Source organism: Alistipes provencensis (genome assembly GCF_900083545.1).
In the GTDB taxonomy this organism is placed as follows: Bacteria; Bacteroidota; Bacteroidia; order Bacteroidales; family Rikenellaceae; genus Alistipes; species Alistipes provencensis.
The window spans coordinates 900,075-918,777 of record NZ_LT559262.1 but is presented as its reverse complement, the minus strand read 5'-3'; the positions used below and the strand labels follow the sequence as shown (position 1 = coordinate 918,777).

Sequence of the window (18,703 nt, the reverse complement as noted above, 5' to 3'; positions counted from 1 at the left end):
GCCAACCCTCTTTATTTCTCCTCCGTTTTGAACAGATCTACTTCGCCCCGTTCGACTTTGCCGTGCAGGTCGGCCAGGTCGGCGATCACCGGGGAGATATATTCGAGCGTGTCCACGACAGCCTGTTTGTCGCCCTCGCCTTTGATGCGGTAGAGCATCGCGGCGTAAAGGGCCCGGAAGCAGAGTTCCGTGTCGCTCATTCCGGGATTTCCCAGCACGGCGCGCAGACGCGGCAGCTCGGGTTCGAGACGGGCGTAGGTGGCGCGGTAGTGCCCGCCCACGGGCAGTTTCATCAACTGGAGATGCAGGTCGTGGAGGTCCTGAATCAGATGCAGCGTATGCTCCAGATGGCCTTTCTCCTCTTTGCCCTCCTGCCGGAGCAGGTTGGCGAGGTCCATGTACCAGAGCAGGAAGACGTGCTTCTGCTCCTCGCCGATGTCCTTGCGGGGGGCGATGAGCGTCGAAAAGACCGCCTCGGGGCTGAATTGCAGGGCCCGGAGCAGGTCCTCCAACTGCCACAGGTAGAGGATGTATTCGGCGATATTCTCACGCCGTTTTGCTTTGGCGATATCCATTATTTAATCCATGTTTTGGGCCCCGGCAGATGCTTGAGGAAGTATTGCTGCGATTTCAAAAGGTTGCGCGACTGGAGCACCATGTTCTTGGTCTCGGTCAGGATCGTCAGGTAGAGCATCGACGCCTTGGTGTTCGACCGGGCCTCGTTGATGCGCGTGAGCTCGGATTTGATCGCCTCGGCGATTGATTCGAACAACTGGTCGCGCAATGTCAGCACCATTTCGATCTCCGAGAAGTCGCCGTCGCGCAGCATCAGGTTGATGTGGCGGTAGATCGACTCCACGTCGTCGTTGATCGACATCAGGTCCTTGGCCTGCTCTTTCGACAATCCCTCGTGGTTGTTGTCGATATGCTCGAACGCCGGGCGGGTGATGTGCATCAGCGCCTTGGTCATTTCATTGAGGTAATCCACCACCTGCACATAGTAGTGGGCCGTGTTGACATCGCCGCCTTGGAGTTTCTTCAGCGTCGGCAGCAGCGAGTATTTGCGTTCGCGCGACTGGTAGAAGAGGTCGTTCGACTCCTTGACCATGTCGCGCAGCACCTTGCGGTTCTCCTTGAAGACGGCGATCAGCGTGCGGTCGTAGATCTTCGTGGCGCACTCCATTGTGTGGCACACCTCGTCGCGCAGGTTGGCGATGATGTCGTCGTTGGTCTCGGCCTGCTCCTTGACGATGGTGTTCTCCTTGCTCTTTTTCAGGAAGTTGCTGTGTATGAGCATCCAGCCGCAGAGGATCGTGATGACGATGAAGGCGGTCGTTCCGCCGTAGATCAGCGCCAGTCCCACGACGAAGGCGATGAGGAATCCGCCCAACGCCGTGACGAACCATCCGGCCACGACGGTCATGACGCCCGAAATGCGGTATACGGCGCTTTCGCGGCCCCATGCGCGGTCGGCGAGCGACGAACCCATCGCCACCATGAAGCAGACGTAGGTGGTCGACAGCGGGAGTTTGAGCGACGTGGCCATGGCGATCAGCAGCGCCGAGGTCGTCAGGTTGACCGTTGCGCGGATCATGTCGTAGGGCGAACCACTGTGCTCGACGTCCTCGTATTCGAAGCGGCGCGAGATCGCATCCCGCAGGTGCTTGGGGACCGTGCGTTCGATGCCTGCGCTGACGTTGAGGGCTGCGCGGACGATCGTGCGCGAGAAGACCGACGATCCGTACTGCTGCTGACCCCCGTCGTCCTGCGCCGAAAGCGAAAGCTCGGTTTCGGAGACGTGCATGGCCTTTTTCGAGGTCCACAGCGTGAGGATCATCAGGAAGCCTGCGGCCAGCAGGATCAGAAAGTTGGCCGGAACGTTCTCGTTCAGGGCCCCCATGAGCATCTGCGTATCTCCGGCTTCCCGGGCGATGGAGTAGGCGTCGAACCCGGCGACGGGCACGCCGATGAAGTTCACCAGATCGTTGCCCGCGAAGGCCAGCGCCAGCGCGAACGTACCCGACAGGATCGTGATGCGCAGAATGTTGATCTTGAACCGCTGGATAAAGAACAGCAGCAGCGAGCAGACGATCCAGCAGATGAACAGAGCCGTCGGCAGGTGGCTGTCGACGAGCTGGACGAAGGCATTGTCGGCGAGGATGGACTTGAGGCCCTTGAAAACGGCGAAATAGACGATCGCCGTCAGCGAGGCGCCGCACCACAGCGACCCGTAACGGCGGAAAAGTACCGTGTAGCGGAACGAGAAGATCATGCGCGAGATGTACATCACGAACGTGCCGCAGGTGAAGGCGATCACGACCGACAGCAGGATGGCTGAGACGATACCCATGGCGCGCGAGGTGTTGATGTAGTGCCCGAGCGCCGAGACGCCCTGATCCGGATCGTTGGAGATCTTGTAGATCGACACGGCGATCGCGGCGCCCAGCAGGCAGAAGATCAGCGACACGGTGGTCGAGGTCGGGAGTCCCCACGAATTGTAGAGGTCCAGCAGGATGACGTTGGCGAACATGACGCCCAGATAGAGCATCATCACTTCGTGGAAGGTGAACAGTCCGGGATTGAACATGCCGCTGCGGGCGACCTCCATCATGCCGCTCGACGTCACGACACCGACGATGATGCCGATGGACGCCACGGTGAGGATGACCTTCATCGAGGCTGCTTTGGAGCCGATAGCGGAGTTGAGGAAATTGACTGCGTCGTTCGTGACGCCGACGAAAAGACCTGAAATAGCGAGGATTCCCAGAATGCCGACAATAACAGTGTATATTTCGCTCATGTTGGGGTTTTAGTGCAAATTGTGAACAAATTTACGCCATTTTTTCCGACGAAACGGTTTCGTAATCCATTGTTAACATTAACTTAACATAAGTCGGGCCGTAAAACGGCCGTTCCTTATGATACGAAATGCAGCGAGCCCGCAAGGGTCCGCTGCATTTTCTGTGGATGGGCATGTTGTCGTCCTTGCGGACGTGAGGTTCCGATATGCGAAATGTTCCGGTCGCCCCTGAACCCCGCCTCTTGGCCGGGCGCAGAACTGGATCTGAGCCATCCTGTCCTTCCGTCGCCCCTAAAACCCGGCTCTTAGGCGGGCGGCGTCTTACGCCGGATCTTCGTCGGTGTCGGTGTAGGCTTTGAGCAGCTTGTCCTGCACGTCGGCCGGAACCTGCTCGTAGCTTGCGAATTTCATCGTGTAGGTCGCCGATCCCGATGTCAGCGACGAGAGCGTCGTCGAGTAGCGGTACAGCTCGGCCAGCGGAACCAGTGCGTTCAGGCGGTCGAAGCCCTTGTCGGACTCCATGCCGGCGATCATCGCGCGACGGTTCTGCAGGTCCGACATCACGGCGCCCATGTATTCGCTCGGCACCAGCACCTCGACGTTGTAGATCGGCTCCATGATCTTGGGCCCGGCGTTGCGGAACGCCTCCTTGAAGGCGTTGCGGGCCGCCAGCTTGAACGAGATTTCGTTCGAATCCACCGGGTGCATCTTGCCGTCGTAAATCACCACGCGGATGTCGCGGGCGTAGGATCCCGTCAGCGGGCCCTCGTCCATCTTCTCCATGATACCTTTCAGGATGGCGGGCATGAAGCGCGCGTCGATGGCGCCGCCCACGATTGCCGAATAGAACTGCAGCTTGCCGCCCCACTGGAGGTCGTACTCCTCCTTGGTCTTGGGGTTGACGACCATGTCGCCCTTTCCGGGAACCTTGTAGTTCTTCGGCTCGCCGATCCCCTCGTAGTAGGGTTCGATAATCATGTGCACCTCGCCGAACTGACCGGCGCCGCCCGACTGCTTCTTGTGGCGGTAGTCGGCCTGAGCCACCTTGGTGATGGTCTCGCGGTAGGGAATCTTCGGTGCGATATATTCGTAGGAGAGCTTGTTCTCCTTCTCGATGCGCGAGCGGAGAATGTTCAGGTGGTGTTCGCCCTGTCCCTGAATGATCGTCTGCTTCAGCTCCTTGGAGTATTCCACCAGAATCGTCGGGTCCTCGAACTTGGCGTCGTTGAGCACCTTGCCCAGCTTCTCCTCGTCGGCCTGATCCTTGCATTTGAGGGCGGCGCGGTAGCGCGGCTCGGGGAATACGATCGGTTCGATCGTCACCGGAGCCGACGGAGCCGACAACGTGTCGTTCGTGCGCGTGCCTTTCAGCTTCACCGTGCATCCGATGTCGCCGGCCATGAGCTCCGTGACCTTCACGCGGTTCTTGCCTGCCACGGCGAACAACTGCGAAAGTTTTTCCTTATTGCCCGTGCGGGTATTCACCAGTTCGGCGCCCTCGGCGATCTTGCCGCGGATCACACGGAAATAGGTGATCTCGCCGATGTGCTGCTCGACTTGGCTCTTGAAGACGAACGCCACGGCGGGCGCCGTCTCGTCGGCCGTGATCTCCTCGCCCTCGGTCGAGAGGAACGCCGGAGCCTTCTGCGGACCGGGGGCCACGTTGATGATGAATTCCATCAGACGCTTGGTGCCGATGTCGCGTTTGCCGCTGGTGCAGAAGATGGGCATCACCTCGCGCTTCGAAACGCCGATCTTCAGACCCGAGCGGATGTCGTCCTGCGTGAGCGTTCCCTTGTCGAAATAGAGCTCCATGAGCGCCTCGTCGTGCTCGGCGGCCATTTCCACCAGTTCTTTGTTCAGCTCCTGAGCCTTCTCCAGCTCCTCGGCGGGAATTTCCAACTCCTCGCGGTGGCCGTCGTGGTCCTTGAAGCGGTACATCTTCATCAGCAGCACGTCGATGAAGGCGTTGAATTCCGCGCCTTGGTTGACGGGATACTGCACGATGACGGGCTTCACGCGCGATGCGGTGCGGATCGACTCGATGGTGGCTTCGAAATTGGCCTTGTCGGCGTCGAGCTGGTTGACCACGCCGATGACGGGTTTCTTCAGCAGGCGCGCATAGCGGGCCTGTATCTCGCTGCCGACCTCCCAGCCGTTCTGGGCGTTGAACAGGAAGACGCCCACGTCGCCGACCTTGAATGCCGAGAAGAGGCTTCCGCAGAAGTCGTCCGAGCCCGGGCAGTCGATGATGTTGAGCTTGCGGTCCATGAATTCGGTGAAGAGGATCGTCGAATAGATCGAGCGCTTGTATTCGTGCTCGATATCGGTGTTGTCCGAGAGCGTGTTGTTCGCCTCGATACTACCCCTGCGGTCGATGACCTTACCTTCAAAGGCCATCGCTTCGGCAAGGGTAGTTTTACCCGTGCCGGGCGCGCCGATGAGTACGATGTTTTTGATCTCTTTGGCTGAATAGTTTTTCATATTCCCGTATGGTTTTAAGGTATTCGTAATTAGGTTCTCATTTCCCGTGCCGTCTCCGTCTTCGGGGCTGCTTTGGCGACGGCGACTATAAATATACGAAATATTCGGGAAAAACAACTCCCGGAATGAAAAAATCGCCCCCGGGAGGCGATTTTTCAGTCTGTCGGGAATATGTCCGCCCGTCAGGGCAGCCACTCCGCCAGTACGGGCCGGATGACGCCCTCCATGACCGCATATCCTTCGGGCGTGGGGTGCACGCCGTCCTTGGTGTATTCGCTGCGCATCGATCCGTCGCCGGCGTCCATCGCGCTGTAATAATCCACCCACGTCAGTCCGCGCTCCGCGGCGTATTGTTGCAGCCGGGCGTTCAGGTCGGCGATCTTTTCGGGCACCGATTCGATCTCGGGACGCCACGGATATTTCGCGGCCGGCAGCACCGAGCAGAGGATCGGCCGGATTCCGGCGGCGAGGGCCAGCTCGGCCATCGAGACGATGTTTTCGGCGATGTGTTCGTTTTCGATGGGGCCGTTGTTGCCGGCGATGTCGTTCGTCCCGGCGAGGATCACCACGGCCTTCGGGCGGAGGTTGATCGCGTCGGCGCGGAAGCGGCAGAGCATCTGGGCCGAGACCTGCCCGCTGATTCCGCGGCAGGCGAAATTGTTTTCGGCGAAGAACTCCGGGCGGTTCCGTCCCCATCCTTCGGTGATCGAATTGCCCATGAATACGACGGCGGGGGCTGTCGTCAGGGAGGCGTTGGCCCCGGCGTAACGACCGTAGTTGGCCCAGTCGCGCTGCTGTCCCGCGACGAGCAGGGGCAGTGCGAGGGCAAGCAGGAGTATTGTTTTCCGCATCGGTCTACTTCTGCGCTTGGGTGATGTTGCGGGCGTTGCGCTCGTCGTCGTTCCGGCGGCGGTTTCCACCGAAGCGGCCCAAGAGCCATCCGGCGCAGAAGACAATGAGGTAAATGGCGATCTTCACGAAGAGGTTTTCAAGTCCGTTGACGATGTTTTTCGAGAAGATGGCGATCAGGAGCACGGCGATCAGCGCCAGTGATCCGTAGATGATCCATTTTGTTTTGGCTGTCATGGCAGTTTTCTGTTTAGTCGGTCTGTTATCGTCCTACAATAGCCTCAAGTTCCTCTGCTGTAATAGGAATCTTTCGGTCGCCGATGATGCGGCTGCCGGTCTCCGTCACGAGGATGTCGTCCTCGATGCGGATGCCTCCGAAATCGCGGTAGGCGTCGAGCGTGTCGTAATCGACGATGCCTTTGTAGAGCCCCTCGGCGCGGCACTTGTCGATCAGCGCGGGGATGAAATAGAGCCCCGGCTCGTCGGTCATCACCGTTCCCGGTTCTATGCGCCACGCCGCGCGGTAGATGCATGTGCCTGACTTGGTGGCGCGCTCGGCGATCGACGAGAAGTCGAACGACCGCTCGCCCATGGCCTCGCAGTCGTGTACGTCCATTCCGAGGCCGTGCCCGAGTCCGTGAGGCATGAGCATCGTCATCGCCCCGGCGGCCACCGCATCGGCGGCCGAGCCTTTCAGCAGTCCGATTCCCACCAACCCTTCTGCGAGGGTCATGTAGGCGGCGTTGTGTATCTCGGTGTACATCATGTGGGGCTTGACGATGCGGGCCACATGGTCGTGTGCGGCCAGCACGATGTCGTAAATTTCGCGCTGTTTCTGCGTGAAGCGCCCGCTCACGGGGTAGGTGCGGGTGTGGTCCGAGCAGTAGCCTTCGACACTCTCGCCTCCGGCGTCGCACAGCAGCAGGCGGCCCTCCTCCAACACGCCGTCGGCGTTGAGGTTGTGCAGCGTCTCGCCGTGCTGCGACACGATCGAGGGGAACGATACGCCCTGCCCCATCGCCTTGGCGACGCCCTCGATGGCACCTGCGATCTGACGCTCGACGATGCCCGGGCGGCACATCTTCATCGCCGTCGTGTGCATCTCATAACCGATCCCGAAGGCGCGTTCCATCTCTTCGATCTCCTCGGCGCTCTTCTTTTCGCGCATCTCCGCCACGGCGAACATCAGGTCCACCGACTTGTATTCGTGCAACAGCTCGGGTTTGATGCCCAGCAGCGCCGACAACTGGAGTTTGGTTTCGCCGCGGTAGGGCGGCAGGAAGTGGATGCGGCGGCCCAGAGCGACGGCCCTGCGCAGGCGTTTTTCGAGCTCGGCCATCGGGAACGTGGCCGTGATGCCGACCCCGGTCCCCATCTCGCGCAGCGTGGGCTGCGGACCGGTCCAGATGATGTCTTCGACGGTGAAATCATCGCCGTAGAGCGCCTCCTCGCCCGTGTCGGCGTCGATTATGCCGACCATCGACGGGACGTTCAGCCCGAAGTAGTAGCGGAACGACGAATCCTGCCGGAAATAGTAGGTGTTGTTGGGGTAATTGTTCGGCGACAGCGGGTTGCCCGGGAAGAGGATGATGCCGCTCCCGATCTTGGTGCGCAGTTCGTGACGGCGCGCGGTATAGGTTTTTGCTGAAAACATAAGCACTTTGTTTGGTAATCGTATACTTTGGTGTTCCGGTTGCTTTCGACTGCTGTTGTTGCCGCCTGCGGCGTCATTTACAAATCTGACCCCACCCCGGCCCTCCCTCAGGGAGGGAGATGGCGTACGCTCGGGACAGTCGGTACACTAAAGTATATAATTCGTTTGGTTTCTACAAAAATAACAAAAAAATCGGGATTGGTCAATCCTGCGGGGCGAATTCCACGCGGGCGCCCTCTTCGTCCACGCTGACCGTCACCCGGCGTCCGAGGTAAACCGCCGCGTTGGGCTCGACGTGCCCCGCCGGAAATCCGAAGACGACCGGTATCCCCAGCGGCCGCGTGTAGGCCGAGATGACCGCGTCGGCGTCCGCCACGCCGAATTTCTTCATCCCCATCATGTCCGAGAAGTGGCCCACGAGGACGGCTTTGACGCTTCCGAGTTTGCCGCTGCGTGCGAGGCTCTGCATCAGCCGGTCGATGCGGTAGACAAACTCCCCGACCTCCTCGATCAGCAGAACGGTCGGCGCATCGGTCAGCAGTTCTTCGGGCGTGCCCGTCGCCGAGCCGATCACCGTCAGGTTGCCCCCGGCCAGACGCCCCGAGGCTTCTCCGGGTTGGTTGAGCGGATGGGGTTCGACCTCGATGCGCACCGTCTCGCCGAACAGCGCCTGCCGGAGCGATTCGGCCGAGGGATCTTCCTCGTCGAAGAGGAACGACCCGGGCATGGGGCCGTGGATGCTCTCGATGCCCAGTCGCCGCAGCGCCAGATGGAGCATGGTGATGTCGCTGAACCCGACCACCCATTTGGGGTGCTCGCGCAGCCGCCCGAGATCGATGAGCGGCAGCAGGCGCACCGAGCCGTAACCCCCGCGGTAGGCGATGACGGCCTTGACCGACCGGTCGTCGATCATCGCCTGCAGGTCTGCGGCGCGCTCCTCGTCGGTCCCGGCGAAATAGGGTTGTTCGCGGTCGGCGCAGTGGGCGCCGAATTTCACATGCAGGCCCCACGATTCGAACCGTTGACGGACTTTCGCCGTGTCGGTCTTCAGCGGCAGTTTGCCCGCCGGGGCGACGATGCCCACCGTGTCGCCCCGCTGCAGGTAGGGCGGACGGATGAAATCGGCGGTGTCGGGGCATTGGGCTCCGGCGAAGAGCGGAGCGAGCAGGAGCAATATCGGAAAAAGGTGTTTCATGGTCATTTGTGTCGGGTGAGCCCTTCGGGCAGGGGCAGCGAGATGCGTGCGAGGCTGACGGCGGCGCCGACGACGGCGAAACCTCCCGCCAGCAGCAGCGCCGCGTGGGTGCTGTTTTCGGGGACGATGTGGAACAGCAGGGCCATCAGCGCGGCGCCCGTTGTCTGTCCGATGAGGCGGGCCGTGGCGAGCATGCCGCTGGCCGATCCGCTGCGCTCGGGCGGTGCCGAGGCGATCAGGATGCTGTTGTTGGGCGACTGGAAAAGCCCGAATCCCGCTCCGCAGAGCACCAGCCGCCAGATGATGTCGAAATCGGTCGGATGTTCCGGGAGGAACGCCAGCAGGAACAGTCCTGCGGCCATCATCGTGAGGCCCGTGCCGCCGAGCAGTCCGGCGTGGATGCGTTCGACGAGCATGCCGGCAACGGGGGCGACGATCATGATTACCGCGGGCCAGGCCGTCAGCAGCAGACCCGTCTCGACGTCGTTGTAGCCGCAGGCTTGCTGGAGATAGAAGGGCAGCGCCACCATGGCGAGCATCTGCCCGAGGAACGAGCAGATCGACGTTGCGACCGACACCGAGAAGATCGGGATGCGCAGCAGGTCGAACGGCAGGATCGGATAGGGTTCGCGCAGTTGGCCGCGGATGAAGAAAAAGCCGATGACGAGCAGCGCCGCGACGCCCAGCGTAAGCAGGCGCGGGTCCAATCCGTGCGAGAATCCCTCGACCGAAGCCATCAGCAGGCCGAACGTCAGGGCGTTCATCACCGCGTCGCGCCAGTCGAAACGGTGCCCGCTGATCCGCACGGGGTTTGCCGGCAGGAACCTCCGGCTGAGCGACAGGGCGATGAGCCCCATCGGGATGTTGACGGCGAAGAGCCACGGCCAGCCGGCCACCGAAAGGATACCCGCGGCCAGCGTCGGCCCAGCTACCGACGACACGGCGACCACCGTGGCGTTGATACCCATACCGCGTCCCAGTTGGGCTTTGGGGTAGATGAAACGGATCAGCGTGGTGTTGACCGAGGTGATGGCCGCGGCGCCGAATCCCTGCATCACGCGCGACAGCACGAGGGTCTGGAGCGATCCCGAGAGCGAACAGCCCACCGACGCCACCGTGAAGAGCATCAGCCCGCCGATGTAGACCTTGCGGTAACCCACCACGTCGCCCAGCGCCGAAAACGACAGCAGCGAGACCATGATGGCCAACTGGTAGGCGTTGACGATCCAGATCGAATCGGCGGACGAGATGCCCAGCTCCTGCCCGATGGTGGGCAGGGCGACGTTGGCGATGGTTCCGTCGATCACCGATAGCGAGACGCCGAAGGCTACGGCAAGGATGGCCCCGAGCCGCCGGGGCATGGGCAGTCCGTCCGTGGGGCGTTCCGGTATGTAAGGTGTGACAAAACGGTCCGGCATATGAAAAGGGGCGTTACGCCCCCAAAGGTACGAAAAAACGCGAAGACCCGGAACATTCCGGGCCTTCGCCACACAACTATTATTGGGTTTTGCCGTCGCTGCGGCCGGTAAGAGGACCGCCTCCGGGTCGACCCGTGTTTGAACTTTTTATTTTAATTGGTTGTGATTCGAGGTGCAGGCGATAGCCGCGGCGGCTATTGCGGCGATGACAAGGAGTTTTTTCGTGGGTTTTATTTGTTTGGTTTTTCGCTCTTTTCGGCGGGCCGGCGCCAGATGTTCGTCAGGCAGAGAATCAGTACGATGACGATCGGCAGGTCGAACCCGTGCAGCGACTGGGGGAACATCAGCTCTGTGGCGACCTTCACGGCGAAGGCGGCCACGACGAGAAAGAGGCTCAGGATGCGGATGACTTTTTCGGTTTCCATGGCGATGTGTCTTTTGTTTGACACTGCAAATATACGAAATATTTTTTGAAAAACAACTGATATTTATTGAATTTCGATAAAAAAATCTCGATAGTTGAAAAAAACGACCTCCGGAGTATGTAAAAAGGCGCATCCCGAAAGATGCGCCTTTTCCGATGGGGAGGGTCTCAGACCTTGAGGTATATTTTCTTCCGGTCGAGGAACCGCAATAACAGCCAGCAGACGGTGACGTAACCCGCCGAGAAGATCACCGAGGCGACCTCGGGCGAGAATTTCGATGCCAGTCCTCCGAAGAAGAACTCGGAGGTGTAGCTCACCCGGACGATCCGCTGGAGCATGTAGATCGTGATCGAGTTGAGGCCGATGACCTGAAAGAAATAGCTCCACCGCCGCCACTGCCGTACATCTATGATATAATAGAACAGCGCGAACATCCCCAGCGAATAAGCCCCTGCGGCAAAGACGAAAGCCGGGGTCCAGAGTTTCTTGTTGACGGGCTGCAACGGGTCGAGGCAGAGCGCGAGCACCAACAGCAGGGCGGCCCCGGCGGCCATCCGGAGCGCTTTGCGGCTGCCGGAAATCTGCTCCTCGGAACGGCGGACGAATTCGCCCGTGAACATGCCCAGCATGGCCGTCACGATGGCCGGCAGGGTGCTCAGCAACCCTTCGGGGTCGAATCCCCGGTTGCCGTAGAGGTGTGCCGGCATGATCGTCCGGTCGATGTAGCCCACGATGTTGCCCGCTTCGGTCAGCGGTCCGGCCCCTGCGGCGTCGGGCGCCCCGACGAATTGCAGCAGCAGTCCGTAACCGACGAGAATCCCGGCGGCAAGGGCGATGCGCGTGCGTATTCCGAACCGGATGAACAGCATCGCCGCGAACATCCACGCCAGTCCGATGCGGCCCAGCACGCTCGGCAGGCGCAGCGTCGCGAAGTCGAGGTTGAACAGCCCGTTGTAGACCAGTCCCAGCGCCACCAGCGTCAGCCCGCGGCGGATCACCTTCGTGTAGATGCTCCGTTCGCCGATCCCTTTTTCACGTTGCTTGGCCAGCGAGAAGGGGAACGAGATGCCCGCGATGAAGAGGAACAGCGGGAAGATGGTGTCGTGGTGGAAGAACCCGTCCCACTCGGCATGCCCCATCTGGGCCGACATCCAGTCGGCGAAACCGCCGGGCCGGAGTTTGCACAGGGCGACGACGAGCCCTGCGAAGCCCATGATGAAGAACATGTCAAAACCCCGCAGGGCGTCGAGCGAGAGAAGCCGCTGCGGGGCGGTCGGTTTGGTCGGTTGAGGTTTCATCGTTATCGGGTTCCGGCGTTGTCTGCCGGAATGAATTTGTAGAGCTGGTCCCCGCGGCGGATCACCCCGGGCGTGCGGATGGCGCAGAGTTCGCCCTGCGCGACGGAATCCACGGGCGAACCGTCGGGTCCGTGCAGTTCTTCGAGCGTCTGCTCGGCGACGCCGGTCGTGGCCCCGAGAAAGAAGATCGGTTCTCCGACGGCGAGGGGCGCCGCCTCGACCGCGACTTCCGCAACGGAGAGTTTTTTGTAGAAATTCACCACTTTCCCCACATACACTTTGCGTTGGGTGGCCGACGATCCGTAGGCCGGGCTGTGCTCCACGACGGGACGCCCGGCATAGTAACCCTCCCAGAATCCGCGGTTGAAGACCGTCCGGAGCCGCTCTTTCAGCCCTTCGGCCAGAGCGGGGGTGTAGCTCCCGGCTTCGATGGCCCGGAGCGCCTCGTCGTAACATTCGACCACGCGTTTCACATACTCCGCACCGCGGGCGCGTCCTTCGATCTTCAGCACCCGGACTCCCGCGCCGATCATTTTGTCGAGGAAATCGACCGTGCAGAGGTCTTTGGGCGAGAGGACGTAGCGGCCGTCGATGTCCAGTTGCGCCCCGGTCTCCTTGTCCGTGACGGTGTATTTGCGGCGGCACAACTGGCGGCAGGCGCCGCGGTTGGCCGAGCAGTTGGTCTCGTAGAGCGAGAGGTAGCACTTGCCCGAAACGGACATGCACAGGGCGCCGTGGGCGAACATCTCGATCTCGACCAGTTCGCCCCGCGGGCCGCGGATGTCGTCCGCAACGATCCTGCGGTGTATCCCGGCCACCTGCTCCAGCGTCAGCTCGCGCGCCAGCACCACCGTGTCGGCCCACTGGGCGAAGAACCGCACCGCCTCGGAGTTCGAAATGTTGCACTGGGTGGAGATGTGGACCTCCTGCCCGATCTGCCGGGCGTAGAGGATAGCCGCCAGATCGGAGGCGATCACGGCGTCGACCCCTGCGGCCTTGGCGCGGTCGATCACGGCGTGGACCTCGGCTATCTCGTCCTCGTAGACGACCGTGTTGACCGTCAGATAGCTCTTCACCCCGGCTTTGCGGGCCGTGGCGACGATCTTTTCGAGGTCGTCGAGCGTGAAGTTGGCTGCCGAGGCCGAGCGCATGTTGAGTTTCCCGACCCCGAAGTAGACGGCGTCGGCTCCGGCCCCGATGGCGGCCGCAAGCGATTCATACGACCCCACCGGGGCCATTATTTCGATGTCCGAGCGTTTCATGGCTTAGTTTTTCCGCCCCATCAGGCTCATGGCGTAGTCGCGCATCCGTCGGGTCCGTGCGGGCTCCACCGAGAGGGTGTCGAGGATCGACAGCGCCCGCTCGAAGCGCAGCGATATCTGCTGTTCGGTGAGGCGCGGCACCTCCAGCCGGTCATAGACCGCCTTCACGGCGGCGATCTTTTCGGCGTCGCTGAGTTTCGGATCGCGGTAGGCCGTGCGGAGTACCTCGCGGGACGCTTCGTCCGCGCGGCTCATGGCCGTAATCATCAGGTAGGTCTTCTTGCCTTCGAGGATGTCGCCCCCGATGGCCTTGCCCAGCCGCTCGTCGCCGTAGCTGTCCAGCAGGTCGTCCTGCAACTGGAAAGCGAGTCCCAGCTCGACGGCGAAGCGGCGCAGGCGGCGGCAGTCCTCGTCGGAGGCGCCGCCCAGCATGGCGCCGATCACCACGGCCCCGGCCAGCAGCACCGAGGTCTTCAGCTCGATCATGTGCATGTATTCGACCACCGAGACCTTGGGTTTCTGCTCGAAATCCATGTCGTACTGCTGTCCCTCGCACACCTCGAGGGCCATGTTGTTGAACGTCGTCAGCACCTGCGGCAGCAGTTCCGCCGGGACGGTGCTCAGCAGACGGTAGGCGTAGATCAGCATGGCGTCGCCCGAGAGGATAGCCACGTTCCGGCCCCATTTGGCATAGACCGAGGGCTTGCCGCGCCGCACGGCGGCGTTGTCCATGATGTCGTCGTGCAGCAGCGTGAAATTGTGGAACACCTCGACGGCCGCGGCCGCAGGCAGCGCCTGCTTCAGGTCGTCGGCGAAGGTGCCGTAGGCGAGCATCAGCAGCATCGGCCGCAGACGTTTGCCGCCTCCGGCCAGCGAATAGCCGATGGGCGCGTACAACAATTCGGGTTCGGCCGGAAAATCGGCCTGTGCGAGGTAATTCTCGATGGCGGAAAGTATCTGTTCGTTGCTTTGCATAATCCGGGTAGTGGTTTTGGGCCTGAATCTGTCCCAAAAGTAGAAAAAAAGTTTGGAGTAGCCGAATTTTAAATTAACTTTGACAGGATAAATCTAACATTTTCGTTAAGCAAGAGCAGAAGCCGAACTTGTTCGGATTATGCCGAGCGGAGAAAATATGGAGGGAAAACTCAACATTTAACCTGAATCACAATATGAAAAAACTCGCTATCGGTGTGGACATCGGCGGCATCAACACCGCGTTCGGACTCGTTGACGAAAACGGCGACCTCTATGCCGAATCGGTCATCTCGACCCGCAAATATCCCCATGTAGACGACTATCCGGCTTATGTGGAGGAGCTCTGCGACGCCATGCGCGCATTGGCGCAGAGCCTTTCGTTCGAATACGAGCTGGCCGGCATCGGCATCGGCGCCCCCAACGCCAATTATCACAAGGGCACGATCGAAAACCCCGCGAACCTCTGGAAATTCAAACCCGAGGACCCCAATCCCGACGAGGCGCGCCGCGTCTTTCCGCTGGGAAGCGACATTTCGAAACGCTTCGGCGGTGTGAAGACGATCGTCACCAACGACGCCAACGCCGCTACGATCGGCGAGATGATCTACGGCAATGCCAAGGGCATGCGTGATTTCGTGATGATAACCCTCGGCACGGGCCTCGGATCGGGGTTCGTCGCCAACGGCGAGATGATCTACGGCCACGACGGCTTTGCCGGGGAGTTCGGTCATGTGATCGTCGAGCGCGACGGCCGCGAGTGCGGCTGCGGGCGCAAGGGCTGTCTGGAGACCTATGTCTCGGCGACGGGCATCAAGCGCACGGCGTTCGAACTGATGGCCAAGATGAATGCCCCCAGCAAGCTGCGGAGCATTGCGTTCGAGGATTTCGACGCTTCGATGATCTCGGCCGCTGCCGAGCAGGGCGACCCCATCGCACTGGAGGCGTTCCGCTTCACGGGCGAGATGCTGGGCCGCGCACTGGCCGACGTGGTGACGGTGACGTCGCCCGAGGCGATTTTCCTCTTCGGAGGTCTTTCGAAGGCCGGCAAACTGCTCTTCGAGCCCACGCAGTGGTTCATGGAGGAGAACATGCTCTTCGTTTTCAAGAACAAGGTGAAACTGCTTCCGAGCGGTATTCAGGGAAAGAATGCCGCCATCCTCGGCGCCTCGGCGCTGATCTGGCAGGAAGCTGCGAAATAGGCCCCGGCGGCCGTTCCCGCAAGGGCGAGGTTTGCGGACTTCGCCCTTTTTTTGAACTGATAATCCATAAATCCGAACGTCAAAAACTATGAAACGTCTTCTTTTACTCTCCGTCGCATTGCTGACGGTCTGGGCGGCGGCCGCGCAGGTGCGGTTCGTCGACGCCACCGAACTGAATCTGATCGGCAAGGCCCTGCCTACGCCGCACCCTTACCACCGGATCGACACGGTCGCCTACAAGGGTTTCACCAAGGGCGAGAACCAGCAGGTCCGCTGCGGAGCGGGTCTGGCGCTGGTGTTCAAGACCAACTCGTCGCGCATCGACCTGCTGCCCGAGTACACCTCGTTCGTCTATAACGGCGCCAGCACCCCGCGGGTGGCTTCGGAGGGCTTCGACCTCTACATCCGCAAGGACGGCGAGTGGGTGTACGCCTTTTCGCGCGCTCCCCGCAAACGCGGTGAGGCGTTCACGCTGATCAAGGGGATGGACGATTCCGAAAAGGAGTGTCTGCTCTACCTCCCCAACTACAACGAACTGACCTCGCTGCAGGTCGGCGTGGATACGGATGCGAAGATCGTACCGATGGAAAATCCCTTCCGCCACAAGATCGTGATCTTCGGTTCGAGCTTCACGCACGGCGTCAGCACCAGCCGCGCCGGCATGAGCTACCCGATGCAGATCGCCCGCAACACGGGGCTTTACTTTTGCAGCATCGCCTGCAGCGGCAACTGCAAGCTCCAGCCCTATTTCGCCGATTACCTCGCCGATGTGAAGGATGCCGACGCGATGGTCTTCGACGCCTTTTCGAATCCCAATGCCGAGATGATCGCCGAGCGGCTGATCCCCTTCATCGCGCGTATCCGGGAGTCGCTGCCCACGACGCCGCTGATCTTCGTGCAGACGATCTACCGCGAGAGCCGCAACTTCGATCTCCAATCGGACAAGAACGAGGCCGCCAAGCAGGCGATGGCCCGGCAGCAGATGGCCGAGGCGATGAAACGCTTCGACAACGTCTACTTCATCGACAAGGCCGACCTCACGGGTGCGGACCACGTCACTTCGGCCGACGGCACGCATCCCTCGGATTTGGGTTACTGGCGCTGGGCGCAGAACCTGCAGCCCGAGTTGCTGAAGGTCCTGAAGAAACACGGCATCCGCTGATCGGACGGACGATAAAAAAGGGAGGCTTTCCGCGGAAAGCCTCCCTTTTTTACGTTTGTCGCCATGTGGGTTACTTCATCACCACCTGCGTCTGGCCGATCAGACGGCCTTCGCTGTAAAGCTGGATTTGGTAGGTGCCGGCTGCGAATCCGGTCGAGTTGTAGTAGATGCCCACTTCGAGGTCCTGATTCTGGTAATCGACCTCACGCATGGCGGAGTAGCTCAGCCGCTCGCCCTCGAATTCGAAGGTCGGCATCGCCTCGGTGGTCAGCACATAGCCGTCGGGCGAGGTGATGCGCACATAGATGGCCTTGTTGCCCGGTGTGGCCAGTTCGTTGGCCGCGAGCACGAAATCCACGCGCAGGCGTGCGGCGCTCTTGACCCTCGATACGGGTTTGCTTCGCTCGTTGAGGCCCGCAAGGCGGATGTCGCGGGCGCGGAGCACCGAACCCACCTTGACCTTGTTGTCCAGCTCGGCGGCCTTCTCCTCGGCCATGTCGGCGCGCAGCTTGGCCGACGATATCTCCTTGCGGAAGCCGACGTTCTCCTTGATAAGCTGTTTGTTGAGCGTGTTGAGCGAGTCGATCTGTTTCACATAGCCCTTCATGATGGTGCGCAGCGTTCCGACCTCCTTCTCGTACTGCTTGATCTTGGCGAGGTTCCACGACCGCTCCTTCTTGAGGCGCGTCATCAGCGAGTCGGCACGCTCACGCTCGAAATTCAGTCCGGCGGAGATCGAGTCGTTCGAAATCTGCAAATCGTCGTAGTCGGTCATCAGGCGTCCCAGATCGTTCTGGATCGAGTCACGGTCGGCCTGCAGCAGTTCATTGTCGAGCATCTGCTGGCGGTGGATGCTGAAATAGAGTACCGAAATCGCCACCAGAATCACCGAAAGGATGATGATGACGATGCGGTATCCGCGGATCGACTTCCCGGCGTCGGGCTGGGGGTTCATGTAATCGTCGTCTTCGAATTCCGAAGGATCGTATCCCTGTCTGTTTTCCATAAGGTTGAATTTCTTTCTTCGTTTTCCCGCTTCGGCATGGCCCGAATTTCGTTCGGTGCTGCGCCCGGCTTGACGAAAACGTTCATTTTGTTCCGCTAATATACGAAAAAAATTATTTCATCAGGCTCTCGACGGGATATTTAAGCCCTTTGTAGCCCGAAATGTAGGCGTTGATGCTGCCGATCTTGACCGGCGATTCGATGTAAAGCGGGATTTTGTTCCGGTCGTCGGAGATCCAGATCGTGAAGATCGTGCCGTCGGTGAACGAATACCCCTCGGTCGTTCCCAGTTGGCATTCGAATTTCAGCGTCCGGAAGCGGCCCATGTTGCGGATCTTCTTGTTCTCGCGTCCGAGGTAGCGGTAATGGAGGTGGCGGACAGTATCCTGCAGGACCATTTGCAGCGTGGCCGGCTCCCCGACGTGGAAATCCTCGGCCGAAGCCGAACGCAGGTTGAAGAAGAGCGAGATGGCGTCCATGCTTTCGGCGTTCAGCGGCATCTGTTTCTCCTGAAATGGGTTCTGGCGGCTGCGCCAGCGGGTGCGGACCACCGAATCGGGCCAGACATAGGTGTAATAGCTCTGGAACGTGTAGTCGCCCTCGCGGATGTCGCTCACGAAACGCACGGGGCGCAGCTCGGAAGTATCGATCCACACCGTGTAGACATCCTCGAGGTTGAAGAACCAGCGGTAGGTGGGCAGTGTACGGCCGATGCCCTCGACCTTGTAGTATGTTTTGCCGTCGGCGCTCTCCTCGGTGGTCTTGACCTCCACGGCGCCGACCTCCGTGTTGGGGAACATCTTGGCCTTGTAGCTCACGCGGTAGAAGAGCTGTTCGCCCGGATGGTAGAGCTGCGCGGCGAGGGGCGAGGCTGCGGCGAGCAGGAGTATGGTGGTCAGGAAGCGTTTCATCGGAACGGATTTTGTTGGATAAGACAGGGTCGTGTTGACGGGTTAATGATAAAATAACGTTCGTAA

General features: G+C 60.6%; 16 protein-coding genes. 2 read left to right on the top strand and 14 right to left on the bottom strand.

The genetic code is table 11. From position 1 onward, the window contains the following. Positions 1–11: 11 nt before the first annotated feature. The 12 genes from BN5935_RS03720 to BN5935_RS03665 all read right to left on the bottom strand — a co-directional run bounded on the left by BN5935_RS03720 (position 12) and on the right by BN5935_RS03665 (position 14,360). Positions 12–575, bottom strand: coding sequence for a DUF4924 family protein (locus tag BN5935_RS03720; protein ID WP_064974916.1), 564 nt, complete (start codon positions 573–575; stop codon positions 12–14). Further along, on the bottom strand, positions 575–2,800 hold the full coding sequence (locus BN5935_RS03715) for an inorganic phosphate transporter (protein WP_064974915.1): 2,226 nt from the start codon (positions 2,798–2,800) through the stop codon (positions 575–577). Before BN5935_RS03715 ends, BN5935_RS03720 begins: the two co-directional genes overlap by 1 nt. A gap of 321 nt (positions 2,801–3,121) precedes the next feature. Continuing rightward, complete coding sequence (locus BN5935_RS03710; RefSeq protein ID WP_064974914.1) at positions 3,122–5,284, bottom strand: elongation factor G; 2,163 nt, start codon at positions 5,282–5,284, stop codon at positions 3,122–3,124. Positions 5,285–5,466: 182 nt separating this feature from the next. Beyond that, positions 5,467–6,135, bottom strand: a complete 669-nt coding sequence (locus BN5935_RS03705; RefSeq protein ID WP_064974913.1) for an SGNH/GDSL hydrolase family protein — start codon at positions 6,133–6,135, stop codon at positions 5,467–5,469. 4 nt (positions 6,136–6,139) lie between these two features. Further along, positions 6,140–6,370 (bottom strand): hypothetical protein, encoded by a 231-nt coding sequence (locus tag BN5935_RS03700; protein ID WP_064974912.1) that lies wholly within the window; start codon positions 6,368–6,370, stop codon positions 6,140–6,142. A gap of 25 nt (positions 6,371–6,395) precedes the next feature. Then, positions 6,396–7,787: an aminopeptidase P family protein gene (locus BN5935_RS03695; protein ID WP_064974911.1), complete on the bottom strand. Its 1,392-nt coding sequence runs from the start codon at positions 7,785–7,787 to the stop codon at positions 6,396–6,398. A 202-nt stretch (positions 7,788–7,989) separates the two neighbouring features. After that, positions 7,990–8,982 (bottom strand): S66 peptidase family protein, encoded by a 993-nt coding sequence (locus BN5935_RS03690; protein WP_064974910.1) that lies wholly within the window; start codon positions 8,980–8,982, stop codon positions 7,990–7,992. A gap of 2 nt (positions 8,983–8,984) precedes the next feature. After that, a complete protein-coding gene (locus BN5935_RS03685; protein WP_064976824.1) occupies positions 8,985–10,343 on the bottom strand; it encodes an MFS transporter in 1,359 nt (452 codons plus the stop codon). A gap of 287 nt (positions 10,344–10,630) precedes the next feature. Beyond that, on the bottom strand, positions 10,631–10,825 hold the full coding sequence (locus BN5935_RS03680; RefSeq protein WP_064974909.1) for a hypothetical protein: 195 nt from the start codon (positions 10,823–10,825) through the stop codon (positions 10,631–10,633). A 167-nt stretch (positions 10,826–10,992) separates the two neighbouring features. Then, positions 10,993–12,123 (bottom strand): acyltransferase family protein, encoded by a 1,131-nt coding sequence (locus tag BN5935_RS03675; RefSeq protein WP_064974908.1) that lies wholly within the window; start codon positions 12,121–12,123, stop codon positions 10,993–10,995. 2 nt (positions 12,124–12,125) lie between these two features. Beyond that, positions 12,126–13,385 carry a peptidase U32 family protein gene (locus BN5935_RS03670; RefSeq protein ID WP_064974907.1) on the bottom strand — a complete coding sequence of 420 codons (1,260 nt, stop codon included), beginning with the start codon at positions 13,383–13,385 and terminating at the stop codon, positions 12,126–12,128. 3 nt (positions 13,386–13,388) lie between these two features. After that, complete coding sequence (locus tag BN5935_RS03665; protein WP_064974906.1) at positions 13,389–14,360, bottom strand: polyprenyl synthetase family protein; 972 nt, start codon at positions 14,358–14,360, stop codon at positions 13,389–13,391. A 194-nt stretch (positions 14,361–14,554) separates the two neighbouring features. Here BN5935_RS03665 and BN5935_RS03660 point away from each other — a divergent pair, with 194 nt between their 5' ends. After that, a complete protein-coding gene (locus tag BN5935_RS03660; protein ID WP_064974905.1) occupies positions 14,555–15,559 on the top strand; it encodes an ROK family protein in 1,005 nt (334 codons plus the stop codon). An 88-nt stretch (positions 15,560–15,647) separates the two neighbouring features. Further along, complete coding sequence (locus tag BN5935_RS03655) at positions 15,648–16,721, top strand: SGNH/GDSL hydrolase family protein (RefSeq protein WP_064974904.1); 1,074 nt, start codon at positions 15,648–15,650, stop codon at positions 16,719–16,721. Between the two features lie 70 nt (positions 16,722–16,791). Here BN5935_RS03655 and BN5935_RS03650 read toward each other — a convergent pair whose 3' ends face one another. Together BN5935_RS03650 and BN5935_RS03645 are read right to left on the bottom strand one after the other, a co-directional pair. Continuing rightward, on the bottom strand, positions 16,792–17,727 hold the full coding sequence (locus tag BN5935_RS03650) for a hypothetical protein (RefSeq protein ID WP_064974903.1): 936 nt from the start codon (positions 17,725–17,727) through the stop codon (positions 16,792–16,794). A 112-nt stretch (positions 17,728–17,839) separates the two neighbouring features. Further along, positions 17,840–18,637, bottom strand: a complete 798-nt coding sequence (locus BN5935_RS03645) for a DUF3108 domain-containing protein (protein ID WP_064974902.1) — start codon at positions 18,635–18,637, stop codon at positions 17,840–17,842. Between the last annotated feature and the right edge of the window lie 66 nt (positions 18,638–18,703).